The organism is Asticcacaulis sp. P2_B1, from assembly GCF_056404915.1.
In genome coordinates this window covers 984,401-1,008,582 of record NZ_JBFUDD010000002.1, presented here as the reverse complement: position 1 = coordinate 1,008,582, position 24,182 = coordinate 984,401, and the positions used below count along the sequence as shown (strand labels likewise).

The window sequence follows — 24,182 nt, the reverse complement described above, 5'->3', positions numbered from 1 at the left end:
GTCTCGGCAACATTGCCGATTTGTAAGTTGACTACGATCGTGATGAGGCCCGTCTTGATGTGCAATCATCATCATCGGAGCCAAAGCGATGAGCGAACGACCGACACGCAGACTGTTCCTGGCGCAAGCCACCGCCATGGGCGCGGCCCTCGCCTACGGAACGCGCGCCAACGCGACGACGGCCCCGCGCATCGAGCGACGCGAGCTCTACCCGCAAGGCGTCGCCTCCGGCGATCCGGCGCCCGACAGCGTAATCCTGTGGACGCGCCGCCAACCGGAAGCGGGCGCCAGCGCGCACCGCCTGACCGTCGAAGTCGCCAAGGACGACGCCTTCGCCCACATCGTCGCGCGTGGCGCCGTCGACGTCAGCCCGGCCACCGACTGGACGTGCCGTTTTCTGGCGGCGGGCCTCAAACCCGCCCGTGAATACTGGTATCACTTTGTCGACGAGGCCGGCAATATGAGCCGCGTCGGCCGCACCCTGACCGCGCCGCGGCCGGGCGACGACCGCCCCGTGCGCTTCGCCTTCGTCAGCTGCCAGGACGTCACCAACAGCGCGCTCAACGCCTATCGCCGCATGATCTACGAAGACGTGCGCCGCCCGCCCGCCGAACGCCTGAGCTTCGTGCTCCATCTCGGCGACTTCATCTACGAGATCATCAAATATCCCGAAGACTCGCCGGACGGCCTCGACCGCGGCCGCCGTCTGCGCGAGGTTTTCCGTTACCCGCACGGCGAAAAACTGCACAAGTTCAACTTCCCCACCGATCTCGACGATTACCGCTCCGCCTATCGTGGCGTTCTCAGCGACCCCGACCTGCAGGATGCCCGCGCCCGCTTCCCCTTCGTGCCCGTTTGGGACAATCACGAATTTTCGTGGAAGGGTTACCAGAGCCAGCAGAAATTGTTCAACGATCCGCCGCGCCCGGCCCAGACCCTGAAACTGGCCGCCAGCCAGGCCTGGTACGAGTACCAGCCGGCCCGCGTCATCAAACAAAGCCCGGGCGATCCCTTCATACCACCGGCCGTCGTCAACACGCCGCTCACTAACCTGGATGCGCGCGGCGTGGGTCAGGAGGCCAATAACCTCACCGCGATTCACGCCCTGCGCATCCATCGCGCCTTCCGTTTCGGCAAGAATGTCGACATGATCCTGACCGACAACCGGTCCTATATGGGACCGCCGATCAGCGACGCCGACATCCCCATCTTCGACTTCGGCGCCTATTTGCTGGAGGTCAACGATATCCTGGATCAGGGACGCGAATATGCCGGCGGCTCCCCGCCCGCCAAGATTCGCGTCGGCGACAAGGAGGTCGACAACCCGCAACGCGATGCGCCGCCCCAGGCCTATCTCGGCCTTGAGCAAATGGCGTGGCTCAAGGAACGCCTGCGCGCCGCAAAAGCACCGTGGAAGATCTGGGGCCATTCCTTCGGCACCCTGAACCAGCGCTCGGATCCACAAAATCTCCCGCCCGAGTTCGCGGCCCTGTGGCCCAGCACCGAACATGGCTATTTCGGGCGCAACTATACGACGGAAAACGCCGAAATCTTTTCCATGGTGCGCGCCGAAGGCATCACCGGTCTGACCATCGTCGCCGGCGACGCCCACTCGTTCTGGGCCGGCTACCCCAGCGCGGACTTGCCGCCGCACGCCTTCGAGCCCGCCGGCGTCGAGTTCATCGTCGGTTCGGTCTCCCAGTCGGGACTGGCGGAGGTTCAGGAGTTCACCATGAAGCACGACGACCCGCTTCGTCCCTTCTATGTCCATGACCGGCCCGATGGCTCGATGCAGTGCGCCTTCAACACGACTATTCTGCACGGCGTGCGCGCGGCCCTGGCGCTTAAGGCGACTGACGACCCGGCGGCCGCCCGCGCCGCCCATAACCCGGATTGCTCGCCGCACCTCACCTTCACCGATTGGGGCGGGCACGGCTATATGACGGTGCGCGCCACGCCCGACGCATTGGAAGCCGAATTCGTCTGCATTCCGCGCCCGTTGGAGCGCGCCGGCACCGAAGACGGCGGGCCGTTACGCTACCGCGTCGTCCACCGCGTCGCCCGCTGGGCCCCCGGCGAGCGCCCCCACATGAAGCCCGAGGTTCTCGAAGGCGACGCCGGCCTCTCCATCTGAAGCCACCGCGGACATTGGGGAAGCGCGTGCGCGCTTCGCCCTCACTTCTCCTCCCTTGCAAGGCGCGCTTGCGCCGCCGCGGGGGAGGTGGCGCGGCGCTCGCGCTTCTTCAGCGCGAAGTCCGTGACGGAGGGGGCCTGCCGACGGTAGACATGCCTTCCGACGGCAATCGATACCCTTCACTCAAACCCTATCGTAAACCCCACCGGGGCGACGAAGTTGAGATAGCCGAGAGGTTTGCAACCGGCAACGACCAGCGAGATCGTCGCAAGTGTGGTGCTTTCAATCGGCGTTTCCTCGCCATCGCGCGCAAGAGTTGCTATAAAGATCCACCTTACGTCGCGTTCCGCCCTTGCGGTTCCATCAGTATCCGTCTTGAACCGCGTAAAGTCGTGCAATTCGACGTCCGGTTCATCCGACCAAAGATGCATGCCGTTGCTATTGGCGGCTATCAAGCCGGCGCCGTTGACGACCAACCCGATGTTCTTGGCCGGATCAGGACTTTCGCCGAATCGCTTGCCGGCATTCGTCGAGGCCCTCAGAACGGCCAGCGGGGCCTTGCCGGCGACATCGGCCGGATCCTCGCAGGCCAGCACGAGGTAGCTTATGCTGACATCTATCTCGACACAATGAAGCTTGTGATCGACCAAATTCGCATATCGGGCTTTCTATACGATCAGTTCGCTATGAAGCGTGCGGCTTAGGTTCACGGTCGCACTGCGTTTAATTAGATCGTTAGACCGGCTTCATGCCGGTCTTCTCATATCTAGTACATGTTGGTCGTACTGTTTCATGTTTCATTGGTCCTACGGTGATGTTTCATCGGCAGGACGGTTACGGCACATTGGCTTATGTCGGTTATGATGTTCCTTTGTGTTAGTTGTTCCTATTAGTCCGCTATGATGATGGTTTCATCGTTAGCTTCGGTGATGTACGTTTAATGTTGTTATGTTCGTGTTAGTTCCCTTGTTGACCACAACATATGGTTCTAACGGTCTTTCATACGCAACATTAATGATGCGTTAAGAAGTTCATCAACACCTTTCGTGTCTACCATGTGTGAATATTTTTTAAGCCGGACGCGCGAAATGGCCGCTATTTAGTGTCCGTTAGGTCCATAATTTCAATAGGTTGTGTGCGATTCTTACTGGCGCAGATGACGCGTTTTTGAAACACGCCTGACAACCGCGCGGTTGTGGACAGTGTGAAATTTAACATTTTTTATATCACAAGGCTTGCGCCCTCTGAAAAAGGGCGTATGAGTCCTCGCAGGAGATATTAAGCATAATGCCCGCCGACCAGACTACGCCGTATTACGCCACGACCGCTGACATGGATCAGTTAGCGAAGACGCGCGCGGCACTGGTTGAGCAGAACAAGGCCAATGACGTTATCATCGCCGCGATTGACGAAACTTTCGCCAAGGCCGCTGAAATGATGGAACGCCTTAAGCTCTTGGGGTTGGGCGCACCAGACGCCAAGACTAAGGTGTTCGGCATGGTGACGGTGAACAAGCCGAATGAAGCCATGGCAACCGCTATCAAGGCGACGGTGGAACCAAAGGCCAAGCCGAAGCCGGGTAAGAAGGCCAAGCACAAGCTTCCGCGCCTGACGCGTGGCGCCAACGGCAAACTGATTTCGTTCCCGGTTGTCATTAAAGAGGTCGTGGACGCCGCCGAAGCCGGTGTCAGCTATAGCGATATCCGAGACTACATCTTGAAAGGCCCGCTGGCTGAAAAGATGAAGCAGCAGCCCAAGGGCTTCTATGCCGCCACGTCGCGCCTTATCGGTGACGAAGGCTACGTGAAGTACAAGGGCCACCTGTTCACCAATCAGGCCAAGCTTGACGCATTCATGGTCAAGGTCGCCGCTGGTGACGCGGAAGACCTGCCTGACGAAGAGGTCGTCACCACGCGCAAGTCGCCCATAGGCGAAGCGATCTTGGAATTGCTGGCGGCTAATACGAACGGCATGTTGCCAAAGGACATTATCGACGGCTTGATGACTAAGCCCGAACTGAACATCAATCCAGCGAACAAGAACATGGCTTACAACATGATTAAGCGTTTGGTGGATCGTAGGCAGATCGTGAAGCAGGGTGCTTCATACTACCTACAGAACGAGAATGACCGGCCTGTCAGGGCCGGTCAGACTGCCGAAGTCGGGAGCTTGCTCTAAACTTCGATTGACTAAGTGACGTAGCACAAACTGGATAGTGCGCTTGCCAATGCCACCGCTAAGGTGGCTCTATAGCCGTTCGTAGATGTTCGGTGTTATAGTAGGGAAGAGATGGAAGTTCAAGTCTTCCCGTCACCGCCAATCCCTGCACGGTTAAGGGACGGCGATTTGAAAGGTGGATGCGCAATCCCTTTCGGCTAATTAGATATCGCTTTATCAAATGCTATTGCGATATTTTGCGCAATTAATTGCGCAGATCACCGAAATTATTTCGACGATATTTAATTGCATATTTGATCGCATATTTAATCGCACATATCGGCTTCTAAATTAGCTCTCAAATCTCGTTATAATTAGCGATATAATTAGCGATATAATTAGCTTCGTAATTCAATTTATAATTAGCGATATAATTGCGTTCAATATGCGATTTAAAACACGTACAAACTGTTAGAAAGTTTGCGATATAAACAAGCAAAGTTTTGTAGATGTTTATATCAATGACATGTTGAGTTATTAGACGCATATCTGCGTCAGAAATAGGGGAAATTTCCCTCACTATTGAGGTGGTACAGGGTTTGTACAACAAAATGTCATATTTCTGACCGATTTGTCATTTTTTACTTGAAAACGCCCGCACCCTTAACTACGGTTCAGGCGTGCCCGGAGTCGCCCCGCCGGCCTCTTCGGCACAAAAAAAGAGCGCCTACCCCGCGAAGAGAAGCGCTCTTTTGATGTTTTAACCTCATGCCCGTTGGTGGACGGGGGAAAGGCTGATGCGATGTGGAAACCCGCTGTTAGGAGGGTCTAAGCCTTCATCATCATCTGGCAAGGGCGTCATATCCGAAAGGGTGTGGCGCTCTTGTTCGTTTTAGATATACGCATCATGCGTAGTCGTCAACAAATAACTATAACACGAAAGACCAGCGAACTTCAAAAGTAAGGTGATTATCTTGTTTGAAGATTAATCAAGTTGCCATTTATAGCTATTGTGTTAAGTAGCAATCATCAACTTGTAAATAGTTGAAAATGATTTTGATAAATGAATGCCGAACTAAATATATTGTCAATATGGCCTGTAACACGGCCAGCATACGATCAGATGTGCTTACGTCCGTGAAGGTATGTGCGTTGGACGATGATTGAAGCATCGCCGTTTTGGTTCCCGAAGATGACGAAGAAGAGATGTGATTTAGAATTAAGGACATCGGCCATGGAATTACGGTGACAGCATACCAATTGCATTATTATCGGTGAATGGTGATGCGCCTGAGTGCGATCTCCACAAAGAACCGTCGCTTCGCCTTGTCCGCCAACCGGAACTCAAACTCCACGCTCTCCATCACCTCCGCCAACCGGCCGACAGTGTTCGGCCCAAGATCGGCGATCAGCAAAAGATGCACCTCGTCATAGGCCTTTCGCGTGCGGCGGTTGAAGTCTCTTTGCTGAGCCCGGAAATCGTCGTCGTGAGTGATGAGGATCAAGCCGCCATTAAGCGCTGTTTGGGCGACCAGAATGTCCTCGGTGTCCGCCGCCATGATATCGCGAAGGCGCGTAACTTCATGACCATAGCCTTCGAGCGCTCTCGCAACATGCTCATTCAAACAATGATCGGCGAGGAACTTCAATCTTTATACGCCCTACGCCGCCGCGTTCCGTAGTAAATAGTCACGCACGGCGTCGACATCCTGCCGCGACAGGTCGGGATAGGCAGCGATAACATCCTCCGTACTGCAACCGGCGTCGAGATAGGCCTTCACGGCCGTCACGGGGATCCTTGTCCCCGCTACCCTGGCCGCATTATGCAGCACGAATTTACGTTTCTCGATCTTGCCCACAGTCCCGGCAGGGCGCTTACGCAAGGCGTCGGCGTCGCGCCGCACATCCTCGATGATCGAGCGCAATGGGATCAGCACGATTTGACCGTCGCTGGCGCCGACACCCACGCCGTCGTCATCGAGCACAACGACGTCTTTCTTCAGAACGGAAAGCTTGAGTTCGGACCACGGCCGCTTTGTCATATGCTCCAGGCGCGAGGCGACCTCTTTAAGCTTTGCCGTCGGAATGCGATGTTCCTTCCGGAGAATAGCGAGGGTTTTCAGACCGACGATGTCGCGGAAGGAGTAGACGCGGCTAAACGGCAACCGCCGGTTCGTCTCCGCATGTTCGGGCTGAAAAAAGCCGACCTTGTCCCATGCCGAAAGCTGGCCGGTCGACAGTCCTGTGAGCCGTGACGCCTGGTCGACGTTGAAGGCCGTGATGACATTGGAGAATTCGGCCATTGTGCGACCTCCATTCGCCCGTTTGCCCAAAGAGCGTAAGCCTACCATGGGTGGATTTCGAGGTAAACAGCCGCTTGCCCTGTGACGCGACGACTAAAGGTCCGGTGACATTTTATCCGATCGAATTCAGGTCGTTCCAATGCAAGAGCAGAACAGGTTTGCCGTAAGCGCTAGGGATGAGCGACGCACGACGATCGACTATTTTCGCGCATAAGCGCTGGTAGAATCGTATAGCCGGCGTATTGCCTTCAAACACCCACGGGTGCATTTCCTTCAAATAGAAATGTCTTTGAACCAAAGCGGCACCTGCTTGAAGGAGGCGTTGACCACTTTGAAATCCTGACATCGGGCAAAAAAATAATCCGTAGAACTCAAGCTAAGGCGGCTCCAATGATTTATGATCCTGTCCGACATTCGTCCCAAATTCACGATGCTCATCTCGTCGGCATGAATCTTGAGAACATGAATGTGCTGGTTTTGAATCTGACAGCCTTTGACGGTCAAAAGTTCGTAATTCGCCTGGATGGTTTGATTGACTTGGGAGTTCGCGGTTTTTGGTTACAGAACATTGTGGATCAAATAGAAGTAAAAGCGGTCAATGATACGGAATGTCGAGATATTTTATTTGAACTTGAAAAGTTGTCGTGTCGGCCGACTGTTAAGCAAAACGAAGCAATCATTCGAGACGCATTACGGGAAGGTGGCCTTGTCTATTTCTATTTAACACCCTTTAATGGATGTGAAATTGCTGCAATATGTAGATTGGTCTCGCTAGACGAATAGCAGAGCCTCCTGGCCGGACTAATCTTTCGTCCGGCGACCATGACGGCAATTTGCCAGAACCGAGGTCAAGTGCAACCCGGCATGTCGCGGTAAAATTTTGCCGATAACTGGCCAAATAATTGGCCAAATAATTGGACAGAATTGGATGAACTTTGGGCGACTATGAGCGATAATCCCGTCCGTTTCGGGCATGGGCCCCGTCCGTCGCCTTCGCACAACAGGCCGAAATGCCCCGTCACACCACCGGAATCCGGCCGATAGGCCCACAACATGGCCCAGATAATGCCCGGAAAGGCACGATCTGGGCCATGTTGGACGACTATATCCGTCACGTCAGCTTGAAGAGCGGCCCCATTTGGTTCGCACCGGATCGCCGGATCGCCGGATCGCCGGGTTGCCGGATCGCCGGATCGCCGCGTTCCGGGTTTTGTTGGGCCGACCCGTGCGCCTGTCCCTTCATTCCGCTTACGCCTCTGGACATGGTCCTGCGCCTCACATGAGGGTTTGCCGTCATCGCCGCTTGTGCCACTATGGCTTCCGCTGTCGGTCAGCGATTGAAAGGATACCCAATATGATCCGCTCGGTATGTGTCGCTGTTTGCCTGATGATGTCGAGCCCTGCTTGGGCTCAGGATGTCGTTGACCAGACGGCCCTGGCAAGCCCTGAGGACATAAAGGCACAGGTGGCCTCCATGCTGGCTTCCATGACCCCTGGACAAACCTTCATGTGGCGCCCCCTGCTAAAGGCCGGGCCCCAGACCGCTGCGCTGGAGGTCTGGAAAGCGCCTGGACGTCCGGCCATTCACACCGGGGAGGCCGAATATGTCATGGTGGTTCAGGGGAGCGGAACCTTGGTCACGGGAGGGGTTTTGAAAAATCCACGCCTGGTGAGCCCCGGCTTCATCGACGGTGACGTCATTGAGGGTGGTACGACGCGGCCGCTCGAACAGGGTGATTTCGTCCTGATACCCGCGGGCGTGCCGCACTGGTTTGGTATCCCGGGCGAACCCCTCGTTCTTCTGGGCACTAAAATTCCAAACCCAACAGTACCTGCTGGGTGAAGTGGCGGTTACGGTGGCAGCATACCAAATACATGGCTTTCGGAGCGTTGCGACACAATAAGTCCCTCTCCTGATCGCCGCGACTACGGCTGCCGAGCGACCATTGTCGGCCGCACACCGGCACTCCGAATGGCTGTTCGCCGGAATTCGCGGATAACAAAACCCAATAAACATGGGCCATAACGGCATTTTATAAGGTAAAATGATGCCGCATTAAAATTGCCCATTTTCCATTCGGAGTGTGGGTTTCCGCCCAAAAGGGCCACATCTACTCCGAATGGCCGGCTCAGGCCCCTTGCGCCCATGTGCGGCAGTTGGCGGCGGCATCGCCCTGCTTGGCGCAGACACCGGCCATGGCGGTATCCAGCCGGGCCAGGACGGCGGCGCCATTATGGGCGGTGCTCCAATCGCGTAAAGTATCGCCCAGGGCATCGACCTTGATGCGGGTGCGTTGGTAATAACCGCCTGAATTCTTGGCCAATTCGTCGATCACCGCCTGGGCGCTGGCCTCGACCGCCGCCTTGTCGCCGGGGGCCTGGCGCACCACCGTCTTGGCGTATTCGATGGCCCATTGGACGCGAGTCGCCTGGCCTTCGGAAGTGTCATAGGCCTTGCGCGCCCAGGAAATCGCGGCCGGGCCGTCGTGTTCGTCCTCGGCGAGGCTCGCCAGGTCCAGCATGTAATAATAGGGCTCGGCGGAGCGCTTGAGCTCGGCCTGCAGCAGTTTCTTGGCGCCGGTATCGTCGCCGGCTTCGTGGAGCAGGTCGGCGGCGTTCGAGATGACCGATTGGCGCACCATGGCGTCCTTGGCGGCGCCATCGGCCCAGGCAGCGCGGTCGCGAACCTTTGTGAGCACAGCCTTTGAGACATGTCCGTTGGCGGCCTTATCCAGGGTCAGGTCGGCATTGACCGTGCCAAGACGGTCGGGGAGGGGCAGGCTGTCGTCGCCATAGACCTTGTCGAGCGCCGCGATCAGGGAGCCGCCGATCGCCGTGCGTTGGCCGGCATCGGGTAGGGCCGCGACCAGGGACGGGAGCCAGTAGCTGAGCTCCAGGCGGTTAGCGGTGACTTCGGCGGGATTGGCGAGGACCGCCGGCACGACCTGCGCGATCTGGGTTTGTTGCGCCGGAGTCAGGGCATATTTGCCGTCCGGCCCAGCTTGGACGCCAACGCTAAGCGCCAGCAGGGTAAAGCGGCGTTTGACGGCGCCCTCCGGTGCTGCGCCGGCCAGGCGATCGAGGACCGCCGCCGCCTTGGCGTGGTCATGCCTGGGGTCGTTCTGCCAGTCGAAGGCAGCCAGAATCTGCCATTCGTCGGGGCTCAGGGACGACGGGTCCTTCTCCGCCTTGGCGAACAGGTCGTCGATCGAGGTCGTGCGGCCGGCGGCGGCGCGCAGCACTTCGGGCAGGCGCGAGCCCGTCGACAGGCGGGTGATTTCGGAGCCGTCAGCGCGCAGGACGATGACCGTGGGATAGCCGCGGATGCCGAAGCGCTCGCCCCATTTCTGGGCGCCAGTCGTGTCGCCGTCGAGATAGACGGGCACGAACTGTTGCGTCTCGGCGATAAAGGCCGGGTCCTTGAACAGGGTGGATTTGAGCTGGTTGCACGGCGGGCACCACTTGGCCCCCCAATAGAGCAGGACCGGCTTGCCGCTCTCCTTGGCCTCAGTCAGCGCGTCGGCGACATCGCCTTCGCGCCAGGCAATGGCTTGGGCCTGGGCGGCTTGCGGCGCGGATGGCGTGCGGTGGCAGGCCGCGACGGTTGTTGAAAGTCCGATCGCCAGTAAAATCCATGTCCAACGCATCGAGGCACTCCTTTGACCGTAGCGGGCTTTGGCGGACTATAGGCGCAAGGATGTTTTATTGTCTACTGATTTGGTGGGGTATCGGCTGTGTGGCAGCTGAGCCACGGTTGCGTGGCAAATGGGTGGGACGGGTTGCGTGTGGTTGCAGAATTAACTATAGGGTCCGCCGTGCCGCCCAATGCGGCCCATGGAGAGTATGGATTGTTGGGATCGAAAAACAGCCGGGGCCTTAAGCCCGCCGCGATCCTGCCCTTCGTCTAGGCGCCTTTTCGGCGTTGCGGCGGGGCGGGAACGCCCGGGCCGCGCCTTTGGTTTCACAAAAACTGAATGAAACATCGTGAGATGCGCGGGATCGCGCGTCCGCCTGGACACATGACAATGAACGAACATTTTATCGTCCGCAGCCTGGTGCTGCGGATTGCGCGCGACATCGTGCCGAAGTCGCCGCCTGCACTGCAACTGATGGCCTGGGCTACGGTCAATTCCGCCTGGCTGATGGGCGCTGAGTGGACCGTGCCGGCCAAGGCGGGTTGGAAGGCCTTCCTGGCAGCGCTTGAAAGCGCGCCGGCGGCCAAAGAGTCGCGTCCGCGCGTGCTCGATCTGGCTGACGAATTGGGGCGGTTGCTGCAGTTTGAGCCCTTCGACGCCAAGCTGCTGACCCTGATGATCGCCTGCGACCGCCTGCCACGTTTGGCCGGCTTGCTGGGCAGCATGGCCAACTCGATCCACGACCTGCCGGCCGTGCTTGGCGAACTGGCCGGCGCCGAGGCCATCGATGCCGGCCCGCAGGTTCGGCGCAGCGAGGTGCTGAAGCTGGACCTGGTGTCGTTCGGCATCAAGGCGCGTCACGATGCGCCGGTGGAAATCCAGTGGCCGCTGTGCCGCATTCTCGACCGTGAACCGGCGATCGAAGACCTGGCTGAAGCCCTGGCCGGCAAGCGTCAGGGCGCGATCCTGGACCTCGCGGACTTCGCCCATGTCGGCGACACCAACTTTCTGGTGCGGCTGCTCGAAGGGGCCGCGCGCGAGCGGGCGCACGGGGTCAATATCCTGATCCATGGGCCGCCTGGCACCGGCAAGACCGAACTGGCGCGTACCGTCGCCGCGGCGGCCGGATGTCCGCTGCACGGCATCGCCGAGGTCGATGAGGACGGCGAAGAGCCGACGCGGCGCGACCGTGTCATGGCGCTTTTGCTGGCGCAACGGGTGCTGGGCGACCGCAGCGGCGCTGTGCTGCTGTTCGATGAGATGGAGGACCTGATCGGGGGCGCCCAGCGTTCCGGTGGCGACTGGTTTTCGAAGCGCGAAGGCAGCAAGGTCTTCGTCAACCGGCTGCTGGAAAGCAATGCGGCGCCGGTCATCTGGGTCACCAATGCCATCGGCAATATCGACGACGCCATCCTGCGGCGGATGAGCTTTATCCTCAAACTCGACCTGGCGCCGCGTCGGGCGACGCACCGGATGTTGGATCGCATTGCGAAGGATGAAGGCGGCCAGCCGGGCGGGGCTATCGACAAGCTGATCGACCAGGCGCCGGAAACGGCCAGTGTGCTGCGGGTCGCGGTACGGGCGGCGCGTCTGGCGGGGGAAGCAGACTGCGGGGCGCGGGCGGCCACATCCCTGGTGCGGGCGCTGCGCGGCGGAGACTTACCGGTGGACGGGTTTGGCGAGCTCGATTTCGAGCTCTATGAAGGCGACCGGCCGCTTGGCGCGTTGTTCGATTCCATCCGCGACGTCGGCGCATTGGATGTGTCGCTGCTGCTGACCGGTCCGCCGGGAACCGGCAAGACGGCTTTGGCGCACCATCTGGCGCGCTATCTCGACCGGCCGCTCTTGGTGCGGCGGGCGTCGGATCTGCTGTCGAAATGGGTGGGCGGCACCGAAAAGAACATCGCCGAGGCGTTCGAAGAGGCGCGGCGCCAGGAAGGTGTCCTGCTGTTCGACGAGGCGGATTCGTTGCTGTTCGATCGCACGCGGGCACGGGCTTCGTGGGAGGTCGGGCAGGTCAACGAGATGCTGACCTGGCTGGACCGGCACCCGTTTCCGGTCGTGGCCGCCACCAACCACCCGGGACAGCTGGATCCGGCCACCTTGCGGCGGTTTGTCTTCAAGCTCGATCTGCGCCCGCTCGAGCCGGAACGACTTCAGCGTGCTTTTGAGCGGTTCTTCGCCATGAAGGCGCCGGCGGGTCTGCTGGCCTTGCGCAACCTGACGCCGGGCGATTTCGCCGTGGTGGCGCGGCAATTGCGTCACGCGCCGGCAGGAGATGCGCAAGCCGTCCTCGAGCGCTTACGCGACGAGAGCCGGGTCAAGCCGGAAAGTGGGATGAAGATCGGGTTTTGACGCCCGGGCGGGCTAGGTCCGCCTAGATCTCCTCCTCGATCTCGCGTTCGGCGCCGCGGAAGTTTTCCATCGCCGCCAGCATCTTCTTTCTGAGCGGCGGTGTGGCGTTGACGATCCGCAGCAGGGTGCGTTGAAAGGCCAATACAAGGCGGCCGACGACCGGCCTGTGGATCGCGGCGCGGCCGTCCATCTGGCGGCGCGATTTCAGTACGGCGTCATAGCCGTAGACGCGCATCCTGGCTTCATAGGCGGCGATCGACTCGACCAGGTCGCGACGGCCGTCGCGGGCGGCGACCAGGTGGCGGGTCAGCAGGACGGCGTCGCGCAGAGCGGTATTGGCGCCGACGCCGCGGCCGGGCGTCATAGTGTGGATCGCGTCGCCGAGCAGGGTGATGTTGGACGGCTCCCACGCCTCCATCGGCACCGAGGTGCGAATGACGACCGGAAACACCGAAGCCGGATCCGACAGGGTCAAAAGCCGACGCCAGTCGCGATGCCATTTGGCGGTCTGGGTCTGGACCAGGGCCAGAAGCTCAGGCCCGTCCATGGCGCGCAGCTCCGCCGGAAATTTGTCGGCCGCGGCCCAGATGCCCCAGCTGATATAGTCGCGGGTATTGTCGAACATCAAGCCGGGCCAGTGGGCGATGAGGTCGTTGTCGCTGGCACCGATGCCGGCCTTGGGCGCGCCGCTCTTGTCCCACGGGAATTCCGTGACGTGCAGGATGCCGCCGAAACCGCGCGGCGCCATGATCAGGGTTACGCCGCGGTGGATTTTCGCGTTGATAAGGGCCAGGGATTCCGCCGTCAGAGGCACCTTGCCGCCGATCGAGCGGATGCCGGTATCTTCCAGCCGGGCCTTGGGCAGGTATTGCTGGCGCACCCGCGACCCGGCGCCGTCCGCCGCGACCAGGACATCGCCGGTCGCCGAGGTGCCGTCTTCGAAAAAGGCTTCGACCGTGCCGTCGCGGCGCCGTTCGTAATGCGAAAACACCTTGTCGAAGTGGACGATGTCTTCCAGGCCGGTCAGGAGGACCTGGCGCAGGGTCATGCGGCTGACCGAGCGTTCGCGGTGGCGGAGGTCCTTCGGCGGGCTGGCCGGCAGGCTCAGCAGTTCGGCGTAAGTTTCGCTTATCATGTTGAACCAGGCCGGCGCGGTGGCCGAGGTGGCGGCGAAGGTGTCGAACAGCTCCGGCGGCAGGTTGGCCGCCAGGGCGCGGCTGCCGTCCGGATCGATGCCGACACGGTAGCCTTGTAGACCGTCGCGGCGTGTGCGGTCGCGTTCATAGACCTGGACGGCGATACCGGCGCGCTTGAGGCCGTGGGCCAGGCACAGGCCGCCGGTGCCGGCGCCGATGATGACGACCCGGAGGCCGGATACGGGATGGGATTGGGACATGGGATCTCCTGTTCCGCGCCGGCGTCGCCGGGCGGATGGTTGCGGTTGGGGCGAACGCCGCCATTGACCGGTTAGGGACCGGCCAGGGCGTTTTGTTCAGGGAAGGAGGGGGAGGTGGTGACGCTATCCGGGCGGGGGCGGCTGGCCGTCTTCCAGCCTGGCGGCGATTTGGCGGAGCATGGCGTCGTTCCAGTCCAGCGTGCCGGCGTGGATGTCGGCGATGACCTGTTCGATCCATTGCCGTTCGGCGCGCAATACGGCGAGCATATATTCGTTTTCCAGTAGAAGCACGCGCGGCAGGCTGGGACCATAGGTCGCCAGTTCGTCCGCCAGTTTCGTTTCGCGCCCGATCAGGACGCCGAGGCGCGCCGTCAGCATTGCGGCGGTCTCCTGCGGCGTCATCAGGGCCAGGAAGGCGATGGCCACGGGAAATTCCGGAAATTCGTTGTCGGCTTCCGCCAGCATGGCGCGCAGCCAGTCCATGCCGACGGTGCGGCCGAGCGCCGTAATCTCATAAACCGTGCGGTCCGGCTTGCCGTCGCCTTTTTCGGGCGCACCGGCGGCGATGAGGCCGTCGCGTTGCAAGCGCTCGATCGTCTGGTAGAGCGTGCCGCGCAGGCGGACATTGATGACCTGGTCCTTGCCGCGCGACTTGATCAGTTGCTGCATATGATAAGGATGCATGGGCGCTTCGATGAGGAGCGCCAGGACGGCAAAGGCCAGGGGGGAGCGTTTGTAGGTTTTCATAGTCATTTACATACTAGTCATAAAATGACTAGTCAAGCGGGATGTGCGCTGTGCTTCGTCTTCCGTTATGACGGTACCGCTGCGTGTGACCCAGTCGGTTGCAGCCAAATCGGTTGTCGTCGTCAAATTGGACTGACGACCGGGCATGTGACAAGATCGGTACCAGCTTTCAAAGGATGCAACATGCTTGGCTTTTCTCGTCTGTCCGCTCTCAGCCTTGTGCTGGCGTCATGCCTGGCCGGCGGGTTCGGCAATCCGGTTGCGGCGGCGCCGGCCGACAAGCCGCGCGTCTTCGTCCTGACCGACATCGCCAACGAGCCCGACGACGAGGAATCCTTCGTCCGGTTTTTGTTGTATGCCGATGATTTCGATATCGAAGGGATCGCGGCGACGACATCGGTGTGGCAGAAGGACCAGGTCCATCCCGAACGGCTGCGGGCGACCGTTGCCGCCTATGGCGAGGTCCTGCCCAATCTGCGCGTCCACGATCCTGCCTATCCCGATGCCGCCGTGCTGTTGTCGCGCGTCACGGCCGGCCCAGCCCTGTACGGCCGAAATGCCGTCGGCCAAGGTCACGACAGCGCGGCGTCGGAAGCCTTGATACGGGCCGTCGACAGCGCGGACAAGCGGCCTTTGTGGGTCACGGTGTGGGGCGGCGCCAATGTGTTGGCCCAGGCAATGTGGAAGGTTGAGCACAGCCGGTCGCCCAAGGCCGTCGCGCAATTTGTGGCGCGCTTGCGGGTCTATTCGATCTCCGACCAGGACGATAGCGGCGCCTGGCTGCGCAACCGCTATCCGAAGCTGTTCTGGATCGCCAGCATCCATGCCTTCAGCCACTATTCGACGGCGACCTGGATCGGTATTTCGGGCGAGGAATTTTATCATTTCAGCGGCCCGGATCCGCTGACCGTGTCACACGATTGGCTGAGCAGTCATATTCGCAAAGGGCCCCTAGGCAGCCTCTATCCCGATTACATGTTCATCATGGAAGGCGATACGCCGTCCTTCCTCTACCTCATTTCCAACGGCCTGGGCGATCCGGAGCACCCCGATTACGGCAGTTGGGGTGGACGCTATGGCCGGGTCAATGACGGCATGGGCCTGTATTCGGACGTGGTCGACAATGTCACCGGCAGCGACGGCCGGCCTTACCGCAGCAACCAAGCGACTATCTGGCGCTGGCGCGAGGCCTACCAGAACGACTTCGCCGCGCGGATGGCTTGGACATTGACCGGCGACTATGGCGCCGCCAATCATGCGCCGGTGGTGGACGTCAATGGCGACACGGCGGAGACTCCGCTGGAGCTGACGGCGCGACCGGGCGATACCCTGACTTTGGATGCGTCCGGCACCACCGACCCCGACGGAAACGACTTGCGCTACAGCTGGTGGCAATACAAGGAACCCGAGGTCGGCCAGGATGCCATGCAAGTGGTGCCGGAGCTGGCTATCGAAAATGCCACGGCGGCCAGGGTGCAGGTTCATGTTCCGTTGGACGTACCGTCCTATGCCGCGCTCAGGCTGCACCTGATCCTGCAGGTCACTGACAACGGCACGCCGGCCCTGACGCGCTATCGCCGGGTTATCGCGACGGTAAAGCGGTAGGCTGACCGTACTCTTTAAGCTGGCAGGAAGCTTCCAACAGGTCCATGATGGAGGAAATCTCCAGGAGCTCCGCCATGACCACCACCATCCGTACTACTTCCGGCCGCGGCCGGCTGTTTGATAGCATCCTCGATACGGTCGGTGACACGCCGGTCATTCGCATCAACAACCTGGCGCCCGCCCACGTTACGCTTTACGTCAAGGCCGAGTTCTTCAATCCGGCGGCCTCGGTCAAGGACCGTCTGGCACTCAACATCATCGAGGCGGCCGAACGGAGCGGGGTGCTGAAGCCCGGCCAGACGGTGGTCGAGGCAACCAGCGGCAATACCGGCATCGGCCTGGCCATGGTGTGCGCGCAAAAGGGCTATCCGCTGGTCATCACCATGGCCGACAGCTTCTCGATCGAACGGCGTAAGCTGATGCGCATGTTGGGCGCCAAGGTGGTGCTGACGCCGCGGGCGCAAAAGGGCATCGGTATGTACAATAAGGCGGTCGAGTTGGCGGAGGCCAATGGCTGGTTCCTGGCGTCGCAGTTCGAGACCGCGGCCAATGCCGATATCCACGAGGCGACGACGGGGCGCGAAATCATCAACGATTTTGCCGGCGGGAGGCTGGACTATTTCGTCACCGGCTACGGCACGGGCGGGACGGTGACGGGCGTCGGGCGTGTGCTGCGGCGCGAGCGGCCGGACACGAAGATCGTCCTGGCGGAACCGGCCAATGCCGCCCTGGTGACCAGCGGTGTGGCGCAGGAACGTGGCCCGGGCGGCGCGCCGGCGGCCAGCCATCCGGCGTGGCAGCCGCACCCGATCCAGGGCTGGACGCCGGACTTTATTCCGAAGGTATTGCAGGAGGCGATCGACGACAGTCTCTACGACGCGATCGTGCCGGTGCCTGGGCCAGAAGGCATCAAGTGGGCGACCGCTTTGGCGCAAAAGGAAGGCATATTGACGGGGATTTCCGGCGGCTCGACCTTCGCCGTGGCGTTACAGGTGGCGGAGGCGGCGCCGGAAGGTTCGGTCATCCTGTGCATGCTGCCCGACACCGGAGAACGCTATCTGTCGACGCCGTTGTTCGAAGGCATCGAGGCTGAGATGACGCCTGAGGAAATCGCCCTGTCGAAGTCGACGCCCGGCGCGCAGTTCGAGGCCTGACGGCCGTCAGCCGAGATCGCTGAACAGGGTGCTGAGGCCGACCATTTCGGGCTCGTGCACCTTGACCAGATAGACCGAGATATCTTCGAGATATTTCTCCAGCCGGCCCTTGGCGCAAAAGCGGCGGGCGAACAGTGCCGGATCGAACATGTCGCCCAGCACGTCGAAAAAGGAGCCGGCGAGGAAGATGCCGCCTCGGGCGCCATTGATGAGGGCCGTGTCGGATGCCGTGGCCGCCAGCCAGCCCGTGACCATGTCGACGGCTTCGCCGGCATAGGGATCGGCATTGCGCGCCAGTTCGACCACGCTGTGGGCGTCGATAATGCGCACCGGGCGGCCGTCGATCGTATTCAGCGCGTTATAGACCGCGGCCAGGCCGGCGGTGGAGACGGCGCGCACGCGTGACACATGGCCGTATGTGTCCGCCATGATCTTGTAGACCTTAAATTCGCGTTCTGTCGTCGAGGGCAGGTCGCTGTGGCCGCCGGCGCTGGGCAAGGCCGTGACGGCGCCCAGTTCGTCGGTGACGATGCAGGTAGTGCCCAGGCTGCGGCCGATGGCGATCATCGCCTTGATCTGGGTCGGATCATCGTGGCCCTCGCAGATGATCGAACGCTCGGGCGCCTCCAGCCGTTCGATGGCCAGCGCGGAGGCGACACAGTCATTGACCAGGTGCAGGCGGCTGATGTTCAGGCGTTGCTTGAGCCAGGCGCGATCCATGGTGTAGCTGTGGTCGGGCATTTCGAAGCCGCCTTCGCGCTCCCAACCGCACACCGACAGGGCCGCGCCTATCAGGCCGGGGTTTTGCACCCGGTCGAGATAATCGTGCAGGGAATGATCGAGTTCGTCGAGCGAGGCGCAATGATAGAGACTGGCGTGTGGCGGCCTCACGCCTGGCGCGGCGCTGGTGATGCGGACGCTCTTGTCGGCGCTGAAATCGACGTACAGAACCTGCGTGGTCATGACACAACCCTCAAAGCTTACTCACTATACTGGACGGCGGCGGGCCATCCGATAGTTTCAATCGTCGTGCAAATTGGTTTATGAAGTGTTGCGCTGCAGCATGGAACATACGATCGCCCGGGATTTCTTATGGCTGGTCGTCCTTGATCCTTTCCAGGTGCGGCGCCAGCAGGTGGATGACCGCGGTCGCCAGCCAATAGGCTAGGCCGCAGACGATAAACACCGGCACATAGCTGTCGCCATTGTCGAGGACATAGCCGGTATATTTCGACATCAGGATGCCGGCGCCGGCGCCGAACAGCCCGCCGATCCCGACCACCGAACCTGTGCTGGAGCGCGGGATCATGTCACCGGGCAGGGCGTAAAGGGTTGCCGAAAAGCCTTGATGCGCCGCTGCTGCGACGCCGACCGCCAGGACGGTCAACCACAGGTGACCGGTCAGGGGCGCCATCACCACCGGCAGGGCGCAGGTGGCGCAGACGGCAAGGGTGATCTTGCGCGCCGCGTTGGCGCCCATGCCGCGCTGCATCAGGTTCGACGACAACCAGCCGCCGGCCACGCTGCCGGCATCGGCGATCAAATAGATGGCGACCAGGGGCCAGCCGACCGATTTGAGATCGAGATGATAGCGCTTGGACAAGAAGTCCGGTAGCCAGACCAGGTACATGCCGAAGACCGGATCGGTCAGAGCCTTGCCCAGGCCGTAGGCCCAGGTCTGGCGATAGCCGAGCAGGGCGCTCCAGGTCATTTTCGGCGCCTCTGCGGCCTCGGTCCGGTCGAGACCGGCGGGGGGACTGCGATAGACGAGATACCAGACCGGCAAGCATAACAGCCCGAGCACGCCCGTGGCGACGAAGGCCATGTGCCAGCCCCAGGCCAGGGCGATCATCGGGATCAGGATCGGTGTGACGATGGCGCCGATATTCGAGCCGCTGTTGAAAATGCCGTTGGCCAGGGCGCGTTCCTTTTGCGGGAACCATTCGGTGATGGCCTTGATGGCCGACGGGAAGGCGCCGCTTTCGCCGGCGCCGAGTGTCGCGCGTCCGATCATGAATTGGCCGATCTGGGTGGCGCCGGCTGTCGCTATCTGCGCTACCGACCAGATGCCCAAGGCAATGGTCAGGCCCAGGCGGGCGCCGATGCGGTCGACGACGCGCCCCCAGATCAGGTAAAAGATGGCATAGGCCGCCTGGAAGCACATGTGGATATTGGCGAAATCGCTGTTGCTCCAGCCCATGTCTTTTGACATCGGGCCTTTGAGCAAACCGATGGATTGGCGATCGGCATAGGACAGGACGATGGCGACGAACAGCATGGCGACCACCACCCAGCGATAGCGGTTGCGTCCTTCATAGGCCGCGTTTCTGGCATAGGCGGCGTTCATGGCTGTTTTCCCCGTAAATTATCGCCGGTTTTTACGGATAGGACGGTCTTAAGGCTCGCGAGTCAACAAAAATGACACCGGTGGCATTGCCCGGAATGTCATTAAACGGCGGTCCGTTCTAATCGTCGCCGTCGGGCGTGGGGGTGGCGAGGCGCACACCGCGCCGGGCCAGGGCCTCGCGCAGCAGCATCTCCAGCTGGGCATTGGTCGAGCGCAGCTCGGCGGCGGCCAAACGTTCGACCGCCGCCAAGACTTCGGGCCGGACCCGAAGCGGATAGGAGCGCTTGCCAGGCGACGCCATGGGCCTATACCGACCCTTGATGAGCTTGGCTCGTCAAGGGTTGGCAGCGGGCAAGCGCCCGCCGCCGCTGATGTGGCGAGCGATGCGGCGCTTGAGCTGAGAAAATGCGGATGCCAACGGACATTCTATATGGCCGTTGCATCAGTAGAGGGTGCCGGTATTGATCACCGGCTGCGCCTCGCGGTCGGCGCACAGGACCACCAGCAGGTTCGACACCATGGCCGCTTTGCGCTCTTCGTCCAGCGTGACGATGCCCCGCTTGGACAACTGTTCCAGGGCCTGTTCGACCATGCCGACGGCGCCGGCGACGATCTTTTGACGGGCGGCGATGACGGCTTCGGCCTGCTGGCGCTTCAGCATCGAGCCGGCGATTTCCGGCGCATAGGCCAAGTGCATCAGATGGGTTTCGTCGACCGCGATGCCGGCGACCTCGACCCGGGCAGCGAGGTCGTCCTTCAGCCGCTGACCGACGATCTCGGCGTCGTCGCGCAGGGTGGGTTCGCCGTCATCGGCGTGGTCGTAGGCATATTGCCGCGCCGTTTCGCGCAGGGCTGTCTCGATCTGGATATTGACGAAGGCGACATAGTCGTCGACGTCGAAGAGGGCCTGGGCCGAGTCGGCGACGTGCCAGACGACATTGGCGGCGATTTCGACCGGATTGCCGCGTTGGTCGTTGACCTTGAGCGTTTCGCTGGTGACATTGCGGACGCGCATGGAGACTTTCTTGCGGCCGTACCAGAATGGAACCCAGCGCAGGCCGGTGGTGCGTTCGGTGCCCTTGTAATTGCCGAACAGGGTGATCGCCACCGCCTGGTTTGGCTGGATGGCGTAGAAACCGCACAGGACGAAGAGGGTGGCAATAAAGAGAGGGATAGAGATGGGGATTCCGCGTACCCCCAGGAGGATGGGCGCGATAATGACCCCGGCCAGCATAGCGAAAAAAATCAGCAACCACAGACCGCCGGGCTGGCCGCCGCCAGGGACCTCGCGCGTGCTGTTGATCTTGTCGTTCATTGTATCATTCATTGGACAGCCCTCCCAGGCTTGCTCAGACCTATTGGCTCAGACGTCGAATTCCTTAACGACATAACCCTTGCCGAAGGTTTTTTGGCGGACGCGGAGAATCTTGTGTTGTTTCTGACGGCGCAGCAGGAAGCACTCCGTGAAGCCGCCGGATTCGGCGGAAACGGTATAGCCGACGACCTCCCATCCCTGGGACACCCTCTGGCTTAGCGGTTTGTTGTCATCGTTCATGAATTGCCCCTCCTGAACATATCAAAGTGATATCACTTTTGGCGCGATGAGTCAAACGACCGGAACACGTCCGCGTCCGTGTCAGGCCGTCAGATCCGGTTACCAAACCATATGGGCTGTGACGTTGGCGACCGTCGCGGCAGATACGGTGATGACATTGCCGCTGCCGAAATCGATATGGACATCGCCGCCGACCTGCGTGATCAGAGAGTTATTGGCCGTGCCATTGGTATAGGCGTGGACATTGATCGAGTCGGCCTGGGCGGCGTTGAAATCGGCGATAGTGTCGGCGCCGCTGCCAGGAAAGAACACGAAGGTGTCGGCCCCGCCGCCACCGGTCAGGACGTTGTGGCCGTTATTGCTGATCAAGGTGTTGACCTTGCTGTTGCCGGTAGCGTTGATCGCGGCGGCGCCGGTAAGCCAAAGGGTTTCGACGAAGCGACCAGATAGGGTGTAGGTCACAGTGGCGTAAATGGTGTCCGTGCCTTCCGTATCCGCCTCGACCACCACGTCGCCGGAGTCGTCAACATAGTAAACGTCGTCGCCCTTGCCGCCTGTCATGGTGTCGGCGCCGGCCAGGCCGTTCAATGTATTGTTTCCGGCGTTCCCGGTGATGAGATTGACGGAGGCATTGCCCGTACCAACAAAATTGCCGGTTCCTGTCAGAACCAGGTTTTCGACGTATTGTCCCAGGATGTAATCGATGCCGGCGCGCACCGTGTCGGTGCCTTCCGCGGCGGCTTCGACGACCGCGTCGCCGGCATCATCCACCCAATAGGTGTCGTCGCCCGCAGCGCCTGTCATGACATCCGCGCCGCCCTTGCCGTCGATCAGGTTGATGCCGCTGGTGCCGATGATGGTATTGTCGAGGGTGTTGCCGTTGCCGTTAATGTCGCCGGTACCGGACAATATAAGGTCCTCGATGTACCCGCCCAGCGTAAACGATATGGATGAGATCACAGTGTCATCACCTCCCGATGTCGCATTCGACGATTCCGTCACCGTATCGCCGGCATCGTCGACATAATAGGTGTCGTCCCCCAGACTGCCGGCCATGGAGTCTGCTCCTAGGCCCCCGGCCAGGACATTGTCGCCGCTATTGCCCAGAAGCATATCGCCGTAGCCCGAACCAGTGGCATTCTCGATGCCGTCCAGGAAGGTTTTGTCCATGCCGTGGATCGCCTTGCCTGTCGCCAGATTGATCGTAACGGCACTGCCGAATAGCGCCGCGCTATAGGTGTCCGAGCCATTTCCGCCATACAGGTAGTCGATTCCGCCGCTGCCATACAGGATGTTGCTGCCGTTATTGCCGATGATGACATTGTCCAGGCCATTTCCCCCGCCGGTCGTTGGCGACGATCCAGTAAGGGTCAGGTTTTCGACATTGGCGCCCAGGGTATAGCTGATGGCACTGATCACGGTGTCATTGCCCTGGCCGAGTTGTTCGGAAACGATATCGCCGGCCGATCCCACGACGTAACTGTCGTCGCCCACGCCACCGTACATGGTGTCGCTGCCCGACCCGCCGTCCAGCATATCCGCGCCCGAGGTCCCGAACAGGAGCTGGTTACCGCTGTCGCTGGCGGCATTGGTAAAAGCCTTCTGATAGACGCCGTACTGGTCGCCATCTTCATCCGCGCTCAGCCAGGTGACGACAAAACCGCCGTTATCAAGTGCGGCGACCTGGGGCGTTATCTGATAGCCGGCGTGGTAAGTATTGACGGTGATTTGCGGTCCAATGGGGTTACCTGCGTCGTCGTAACGTTGCAGCATGACCTCGGCAAACGGGGCCGCCGGGTTATAAACCGTCCACGTCGTCACGAAGCCGCCGTCGCTCAGGGCGGTAATGCCCGGCGCATAAGTATAGGTCGTGTTCGTCTGAAAGACGGGGGTCTCTGAGCCTACGGGCTGGTCGTTGGAGTCGTAGCGTTGGAAGGCCTGACCGACATGGGCGCCTCCGTCTACAAAGCCCAGCCAGGCAATCAAGTAACCGCCGTCGGCCATGGCGATGACCTGGGGCGCGGTTTGCGTGTTGTAGGTTGTCGCATTGACCTGAGTCTCGGCGCTCAGGGCGACACCCGTCTCCGAAAAATGCCGCGCATAGACGCCATAGCTGGAACCATCCTGAAGATAACTGGTCCAGGTGGCGACATAGCTGCCGTCGGCCAGGGTAGCGATGTCGGCCGTCGCTTGGGTGTCAGCCGTGACGGCGTTGACCAGAACCTCTCCGCCCACCTTCACACCGGCCGCATTGATGATCTGTGTGTAGACATCGTAGCCGCTGCTGACGTCGGCCTGGTTGACGCTGTTCCAGCCGACTACGAAACCGCCGCCAGCCAGGGCCGACACCGTCGGCGTCGATTGCAGGTTGGTCGTCGTCGTGTTGACCATACCGCTGAGTTGCGCCGTGCCTGTCGAGTCGTAGGTTTGGTAATAGATGCCGTCGGCGTCGCCCGAGCCGTTGCCCCACCATACAACAGCATAGCCGCCGTCATCCAGCCCTACCACGTCGGGCTGGGCCTGGCCGCCGCTTGCATAGGGGGCGGTGACCGATATCTGGCCGCCGACCTTGTGGCCCAGCGTATCATAGCGCTGCAGATAGACCCCGTCCGGGTCAGCGGGACCATTGCCGGCCCACACAATGACATAGCCGCCATCCTGCAAGGCGCCGACCTTGACGTCGTACTGGCTGCCGGCGGCGGTTGTATTGACGCGGCCCTCGGGGCCGACATTAAGTCCTGACATGAAATCTCTCCCAGCAATAAATAGCGGCGTTATATCTCACATACGCGCT

20 protein-coding genes are annotated in these 24,182 nt (G+C 60.8%); 7 read left to right on the top strand and 13 right to left on the bottom strand.

Annotation, left to right across the window (positions count from 1 at the left end):
* The first annotated feature begins 88 nt into the window (after positions 1-88).
* Positions 89-2,134 carry an alkaline phosphatase D family protein gene (locus AC1DX3_RS09005; RefSeq protein ID WP_476988921.1) on the top strand — a complete coding sequence of 682 codons (2,046 nt, stop codon included), beginning with the start codon at positions 89-91 and terminating at the stop codon, positions 2,132-2,134.
* 179 nt (positions 2,135-2,313) lie between these two features.
* Here AC1DX3_RS09005 and AC1DX3_RS09000 read toward each other — a convergent pair whose 3' ends face one another.
* A complete protein-coding gene (locus tag AC1DX3_RS09000) occupies positions 2,314-2,784 on the bottom strand; it encodes a hypothetical protein (RefSeq protein WP_476988920.1) in 471 nt (156 codons plus the stop codon).
* A gap of 637 nt (positions 2,785-3,421) precedes the next feature.
* On the opposite strand from AC1DX3_RS09000, the gene AC1DX3_RS08995 reads away from it, so the two are divergent.
* Positions 3,422-4,312: a hypothetical protein gene (locus AC1DX3_RS08995; RefSeq protein WP_476988919.1), complete on the top strand. Its 891-nt coding sequence runs from the start codon at positions 3,422-3,424 to the stop codon at positions 4,310-4,312.
* A gap of 1,247 nt (positions 4,313-5,559) precedes the next feature.
* Here the strand turns inward: AC1DX3_RS08995 and AC1DX3_RS08990 are convergent.
* Both AC1DX3_RS08990 and AC1DX3_RS08985 read right to left on the bottom strand, forming a co-directional pair.
* A complete protein-coding gene (locus AC1DX3_RS08990) occupies positions 5,560-5,940 on the bottom strand; it encodes a DUF5615 family PIN-like protein (protein WP_476988918.1) in 381 nt (126 codons plus the stop codon).
* A gap of 12 nt (positions 5,941-5,952) precedes the next feature.
* A complete protein-coding gene (locus tag AC1DX3_RS08985) occupies positions 5,953-6,594 on the bottom strand; it encodes a DUF433 domain-containing protein (RefSeq protein WP_476988917.1) in 642 nt (213 codons plus the stop codon).
* Positions 6,595-6,984: 390 nt separating this feature from the next.
* Here AC1DX3_RS08985 and AC1DX3_RS08980 point away from each other — a divergent pair, with 390 nt between their 5' ends.
* Positions 6,985-7,377 carry a hypothetical protein gene (locus tag AC1DX3_RS08980; protein WP_476988916.1) on the top strand — a complete coding sequence of 131 codons (393 nt, stop codon included), beginning with the start codon at positions 6,985-6,987 and terminating at the stop codon, positions 7,375-7,377.
* Between the two features lie 328 nt (positions 7,378-7,705).
* Here AC1DX3_RS08980 and AC1DX3_RS08975 read toward each other — a convergent pair whose 3' ends face one another.
* Positions 7,706-7,858, bottom strand: a complete 153-nt coding sequence (locus tag AC1DX3_RS08975; RefSeq protein ID WP_476988915.1) for a hypothetical protein — start codon at positions 7,856-7,858, stop codon at positions 7,706-7,708.
* A 90-nt stretch (positions 7,859-7,948) separates the two neighbouring features.
* Between AC1DX3_RS08975 and AC1DX3_RS08970 the strand changes: the two genes are divergently transcribed.
* Positions 7,949-8,437 carry a cupin domain-containing protein gene (locus AC1DX3_RS08970; protein ID WP_476988914.1) on the top strand — a complete coding sequence of 163 codons (489 nt, stop codon included), beginning with the start codon at positions 7,949-7,951 and terminating at the stop codon, positions 8,435-8,437.
* A gap of 286 nt (positions 8,438-8,723) precedes the next feature.
* Here AC1DX3_RS08970 and AC1DX3_RS08965 read toward each other — a convergent pair whose 3' ends face one another.
* Positions 8,724-10,241, bottom strand: coding sequence for a thioredoxin family protein (locus AC1DX3_RS08965; RefSeq protein WP_476988913.1), 1,518 nt, complete (start codon positions 10,239-10,241; stop codon positions 8,724-8,726).
* 378 nt (positions 10,242-10,619) lie between these two features.
* Between AC1DX3_RS08965 and AC1DX3_RS08960 the strand changes: the two genes are divergently transcribed.
* Entirely contained in the window at positions 10,620-12,584 is a 1,965-nt protein-coding gene (locus AC1DX3_RS08960; protein WP_476988912.1) for an AAA family ATPase, read from the top strand.
* Between the two features lie 22 nt (positions 12,585-12,606).
* Here AC1DX3_RS08960 and AC1DX3_RS08955 read toward each other — a convergent pair whose 3' ends face one another.
* Both AC1DX3_RS08955 and AC1DX3_RS08950 read right to left on the bottom strand, forming a co-directional pair.
* Complete coding sequence (locus AC1DX3_RS08955) at positions 12,607-13,980, bottom strand: FAD-dependent oxidoreductase (protein ID WP_476988911.1); 1,374 nt, start codon at positions 13,978-13,980, stop codon at positions 12,607-12,609.
* A 123-nt stretch (positions 13,981-14,103) separates the two neighbouring features.
* Positions 14,104-14,727 (bottom strand): PadR family transcriptional regulator, encoded by a 624-nt coding sequence (locus AC1DX3_RS08950; protein ID WP_476988910.1) that lies wholly within the window; start codon positions 14,725-14,727, stop codon positions 14,104-14,106.
* Between the two features lie 183 nt (positions 14,728-14,910).
* Between AC1DX3_RS08950 and AC1DX3_RS08945 the strand changes: the two genes are divergently transcribed.
* Positions 14,911-16,332 carry a nucleoside hydrolase-like domain-containing protein gene (locus AC1DX3_RS08945; RefSeq protein ID WP_476988909.1) on the top strand — a complete coding sequence of 474 codons (1,422 nt, stop codon included), beginning with the start codon at positions 14,911-14,913 and terminating at the stop codon, positions 16,330-16,332.
* Between the two features lie 74 nt (positions 16,333-16,406).
* The gene (cysK, locus tag AC1DX3_RS08940) at positions 16,407-17,486 is read left to right on the top strand and encodes a cysteine synthase A (protein WP_476988908.1); all 1,080 of its coding nucleotides are present in this window, start codon (positions 16,407-16,409) and stop codon (positions 17,484-17,486) included.
* A gap of 6 nt (positions 17,487-17,492) precedes the next feature.
* Here the strand turns inward: cysK and AC1DX3_RS08935 are convergent, their stop codons facing one another.
* The 6 genes from AC1DX3_RS08935 to AC1DX3_RS08910 all read right to left on the bottom strand — a co-directional run bounded on the left by AC1DX3_RS08935 (position 17,493) and on the right by AC1DX3_RS08910 (position 24,133).
* Positions 17,493-18,449 (bottom strand): glucokinase, encoded by a 957-nt coding sequence (locus tag AC1DX3_RS08935; protein WP_476988907.1) that lies wholly within the window; start codon positions 18,447-18,449, stop codon positions 17,493-17,495.
* Between the two features lie 127 nt (positions 18,450-18,576).
* Positions 18,577-19,833, bottom strand: coding sequence for an MFS transporter (locus AC1DX3_RS08930; protein WP_476988906.1), 1,257 nt, complete (start codon positions 19,831-19,833; stop codon positions 18,577-18,579).
* 118 nt (positions 19,834-19,951) lie between these two features.
* Positions 19,952-20,134, bottom strand: a complete 183-nt coding sequence (locus AC1DX3_RS08925; RefSeq protein WP_476988905.1) for a type II toxin-antitoxin system antitoxin — start codon at positions 20,132-20,134, stop codon at positions 19,952-19,954.
* A gap of 141 nt (positions 20,135-20,275) precedes the next feature.
* Entirely contained in the window at positions 20,276-21,160 is an 885-nt protein-coding gene (locus AC1DX3_RS08920) for an SPFH domain-containing protein (protein WP_476988904.1), read from the bottom strand.
* Positions 21,161-21,196: 36 nt separating this feature from the next.
* A complete protein-coding gene (locus AC1DX3_RS08915; RefSeq protein WP_476988903.1) occupies positions 21,197-21,388 on the bottom strand; it encodes a hypothetical protein in 192 nt (63 codons plus the stop codon).
* A 99-nt stretch (positions 21,389-21,487) separates the two neighbouring features.
* On the bottom strand, positions 21,488-24,133 hold the full coding sequence (locus AC1DX3_RS08910; RefSeq protein WP_476988902.1) for a beta strand repeat-containing protein: 2,646 nt from the start codon (positions 24,131-24,133) through the stop codon (positions 21,488-21,490).
* Positions 24,134-24,182: the final 49 nt, after the last annotated feature.

Coding starts and splice junctions, on each gene's coding strand:
- AC1DX3_RS08915 (WP_476988903.1), bottom strand. CDS start 21,388: ATGAACGATGACAACAAACCGCTAAGCCAGAGGGTGTCCCAGGGATGG.
- AC1DX3_RS08935 (WP_476988907.1), bottom strand. CDS start 18,449: ATGACCACGCAGGTTCTGTACGTCGATTTCAGCGCCGACAAGAGCGTC.
- AC1DX3_RS08950 (WP_476988910.1), bottom strand. CDS start 14,727: ATGAAAACCTACAAACGCTCCCCCCTGGCCTTTGCCGTCCTGGCGCTC.
- AC1DX3_RS08965 (WP_476988913.1), bottom strand. CDS start 10,241: ATGCGTTGGACATGGATTTTACTGGCGATCGGACTTTCAACAACCGTC.
- AC1DX3_RS08955 (WP_476988911.1), bottom strand. CDS start 13,980: ATGTCCCAATCCCATCCCGTATCCGGCCTCCGGGTCGTCATCATCGGC.
- AC1DX3_RS08930 (WP_476988906.1), bottom strand. CDS start 19,833: ATGAACGCCGCCTATGCCAGAAACGCGGCCTATGAAGGACGCAACCGC.
- AC1DX3_RS08945 (WP_476988909.1), top strand. CDS start 14,911: ATGCTTGGCTTTTCTCGTCTGTCCGCTCTCAGCCTTGTGCTGGCGTCA.
- AC1DX3_RS09005 (WP_476988921.1), top strand. CDS start 89: ATGAGCGAACGACCGACACGCAGACTGTTCCTGGCGCAAGCCACCGCC.
- AC1DX3_RS08970 (WP_476988914.1), top strand. CDS start 7,949: ATGATCCGCTCGGTATGTGTCGCTGTTTGCCTGATGATGTCGAGCCCT.
- AC1DX3_RS08910 (WP_476988902.1), bottom strand. CDS start 24,133: ATGTCAGGACTTAATGTCGGCCCCGAGGGCCGCGTCAATACAACCGCC.
- AC1DX3_RS08985 (WP_476988917.1), bottom strand. CDS start 6,594: ATGGCCGAATTCTCCAATGTCATCACGGCCTTCAACGTCGACCAGGCG.
- AC1DX3_RS08995 (WP_476988919.1), top strand. CDS start 3,422: ATGCCCGCCGACCAGACTACGCCGTATTACGCCACGACCGCTGACATG.
- cysK (WP_476988908.1), top strand. CDS start 16,407: ATGACCACCACCATCCGTACTACTTCCGGCCGCGGCCGGCTGTTTGAT.
- AC1DX3_RS08925 (WP_476988905.1), bottom strand. CDS start 20,134: ATGGCGTCGCCTGGCAAGCGCTCCTATCCGCTTCGGGTCCGGCCCGAA.
- AC1DX3_RS08960 (WP_476988912.1), top strand. CDS start 10,620: ATGAACGAACATTTTATCGTCCGCAGCCTGGTGCTGCGGATTGCGCGC.
- AC1DX3_RS08975 (WP_476988915.1), bottom strand. CDS start 7,858: ATGTCCAGAGGCGTAAGCGGAATGAAGGGACAGGCGCACGGGTCGGCC.
- AC1DX3_RS08920 (WP_476988904.1), bottom strand. CDS start 21,160: ATGAATGATACAATGAACGACAAGATCAACAGCACGCGCGAGGTCCCT.
- AC1DX3_RS08980 (WP_476988916.1), top strand. CDS start 6,985: ATGATTTATGATCCTGTCCGACATTCGTCCCAAATTCACGATGCTCAT.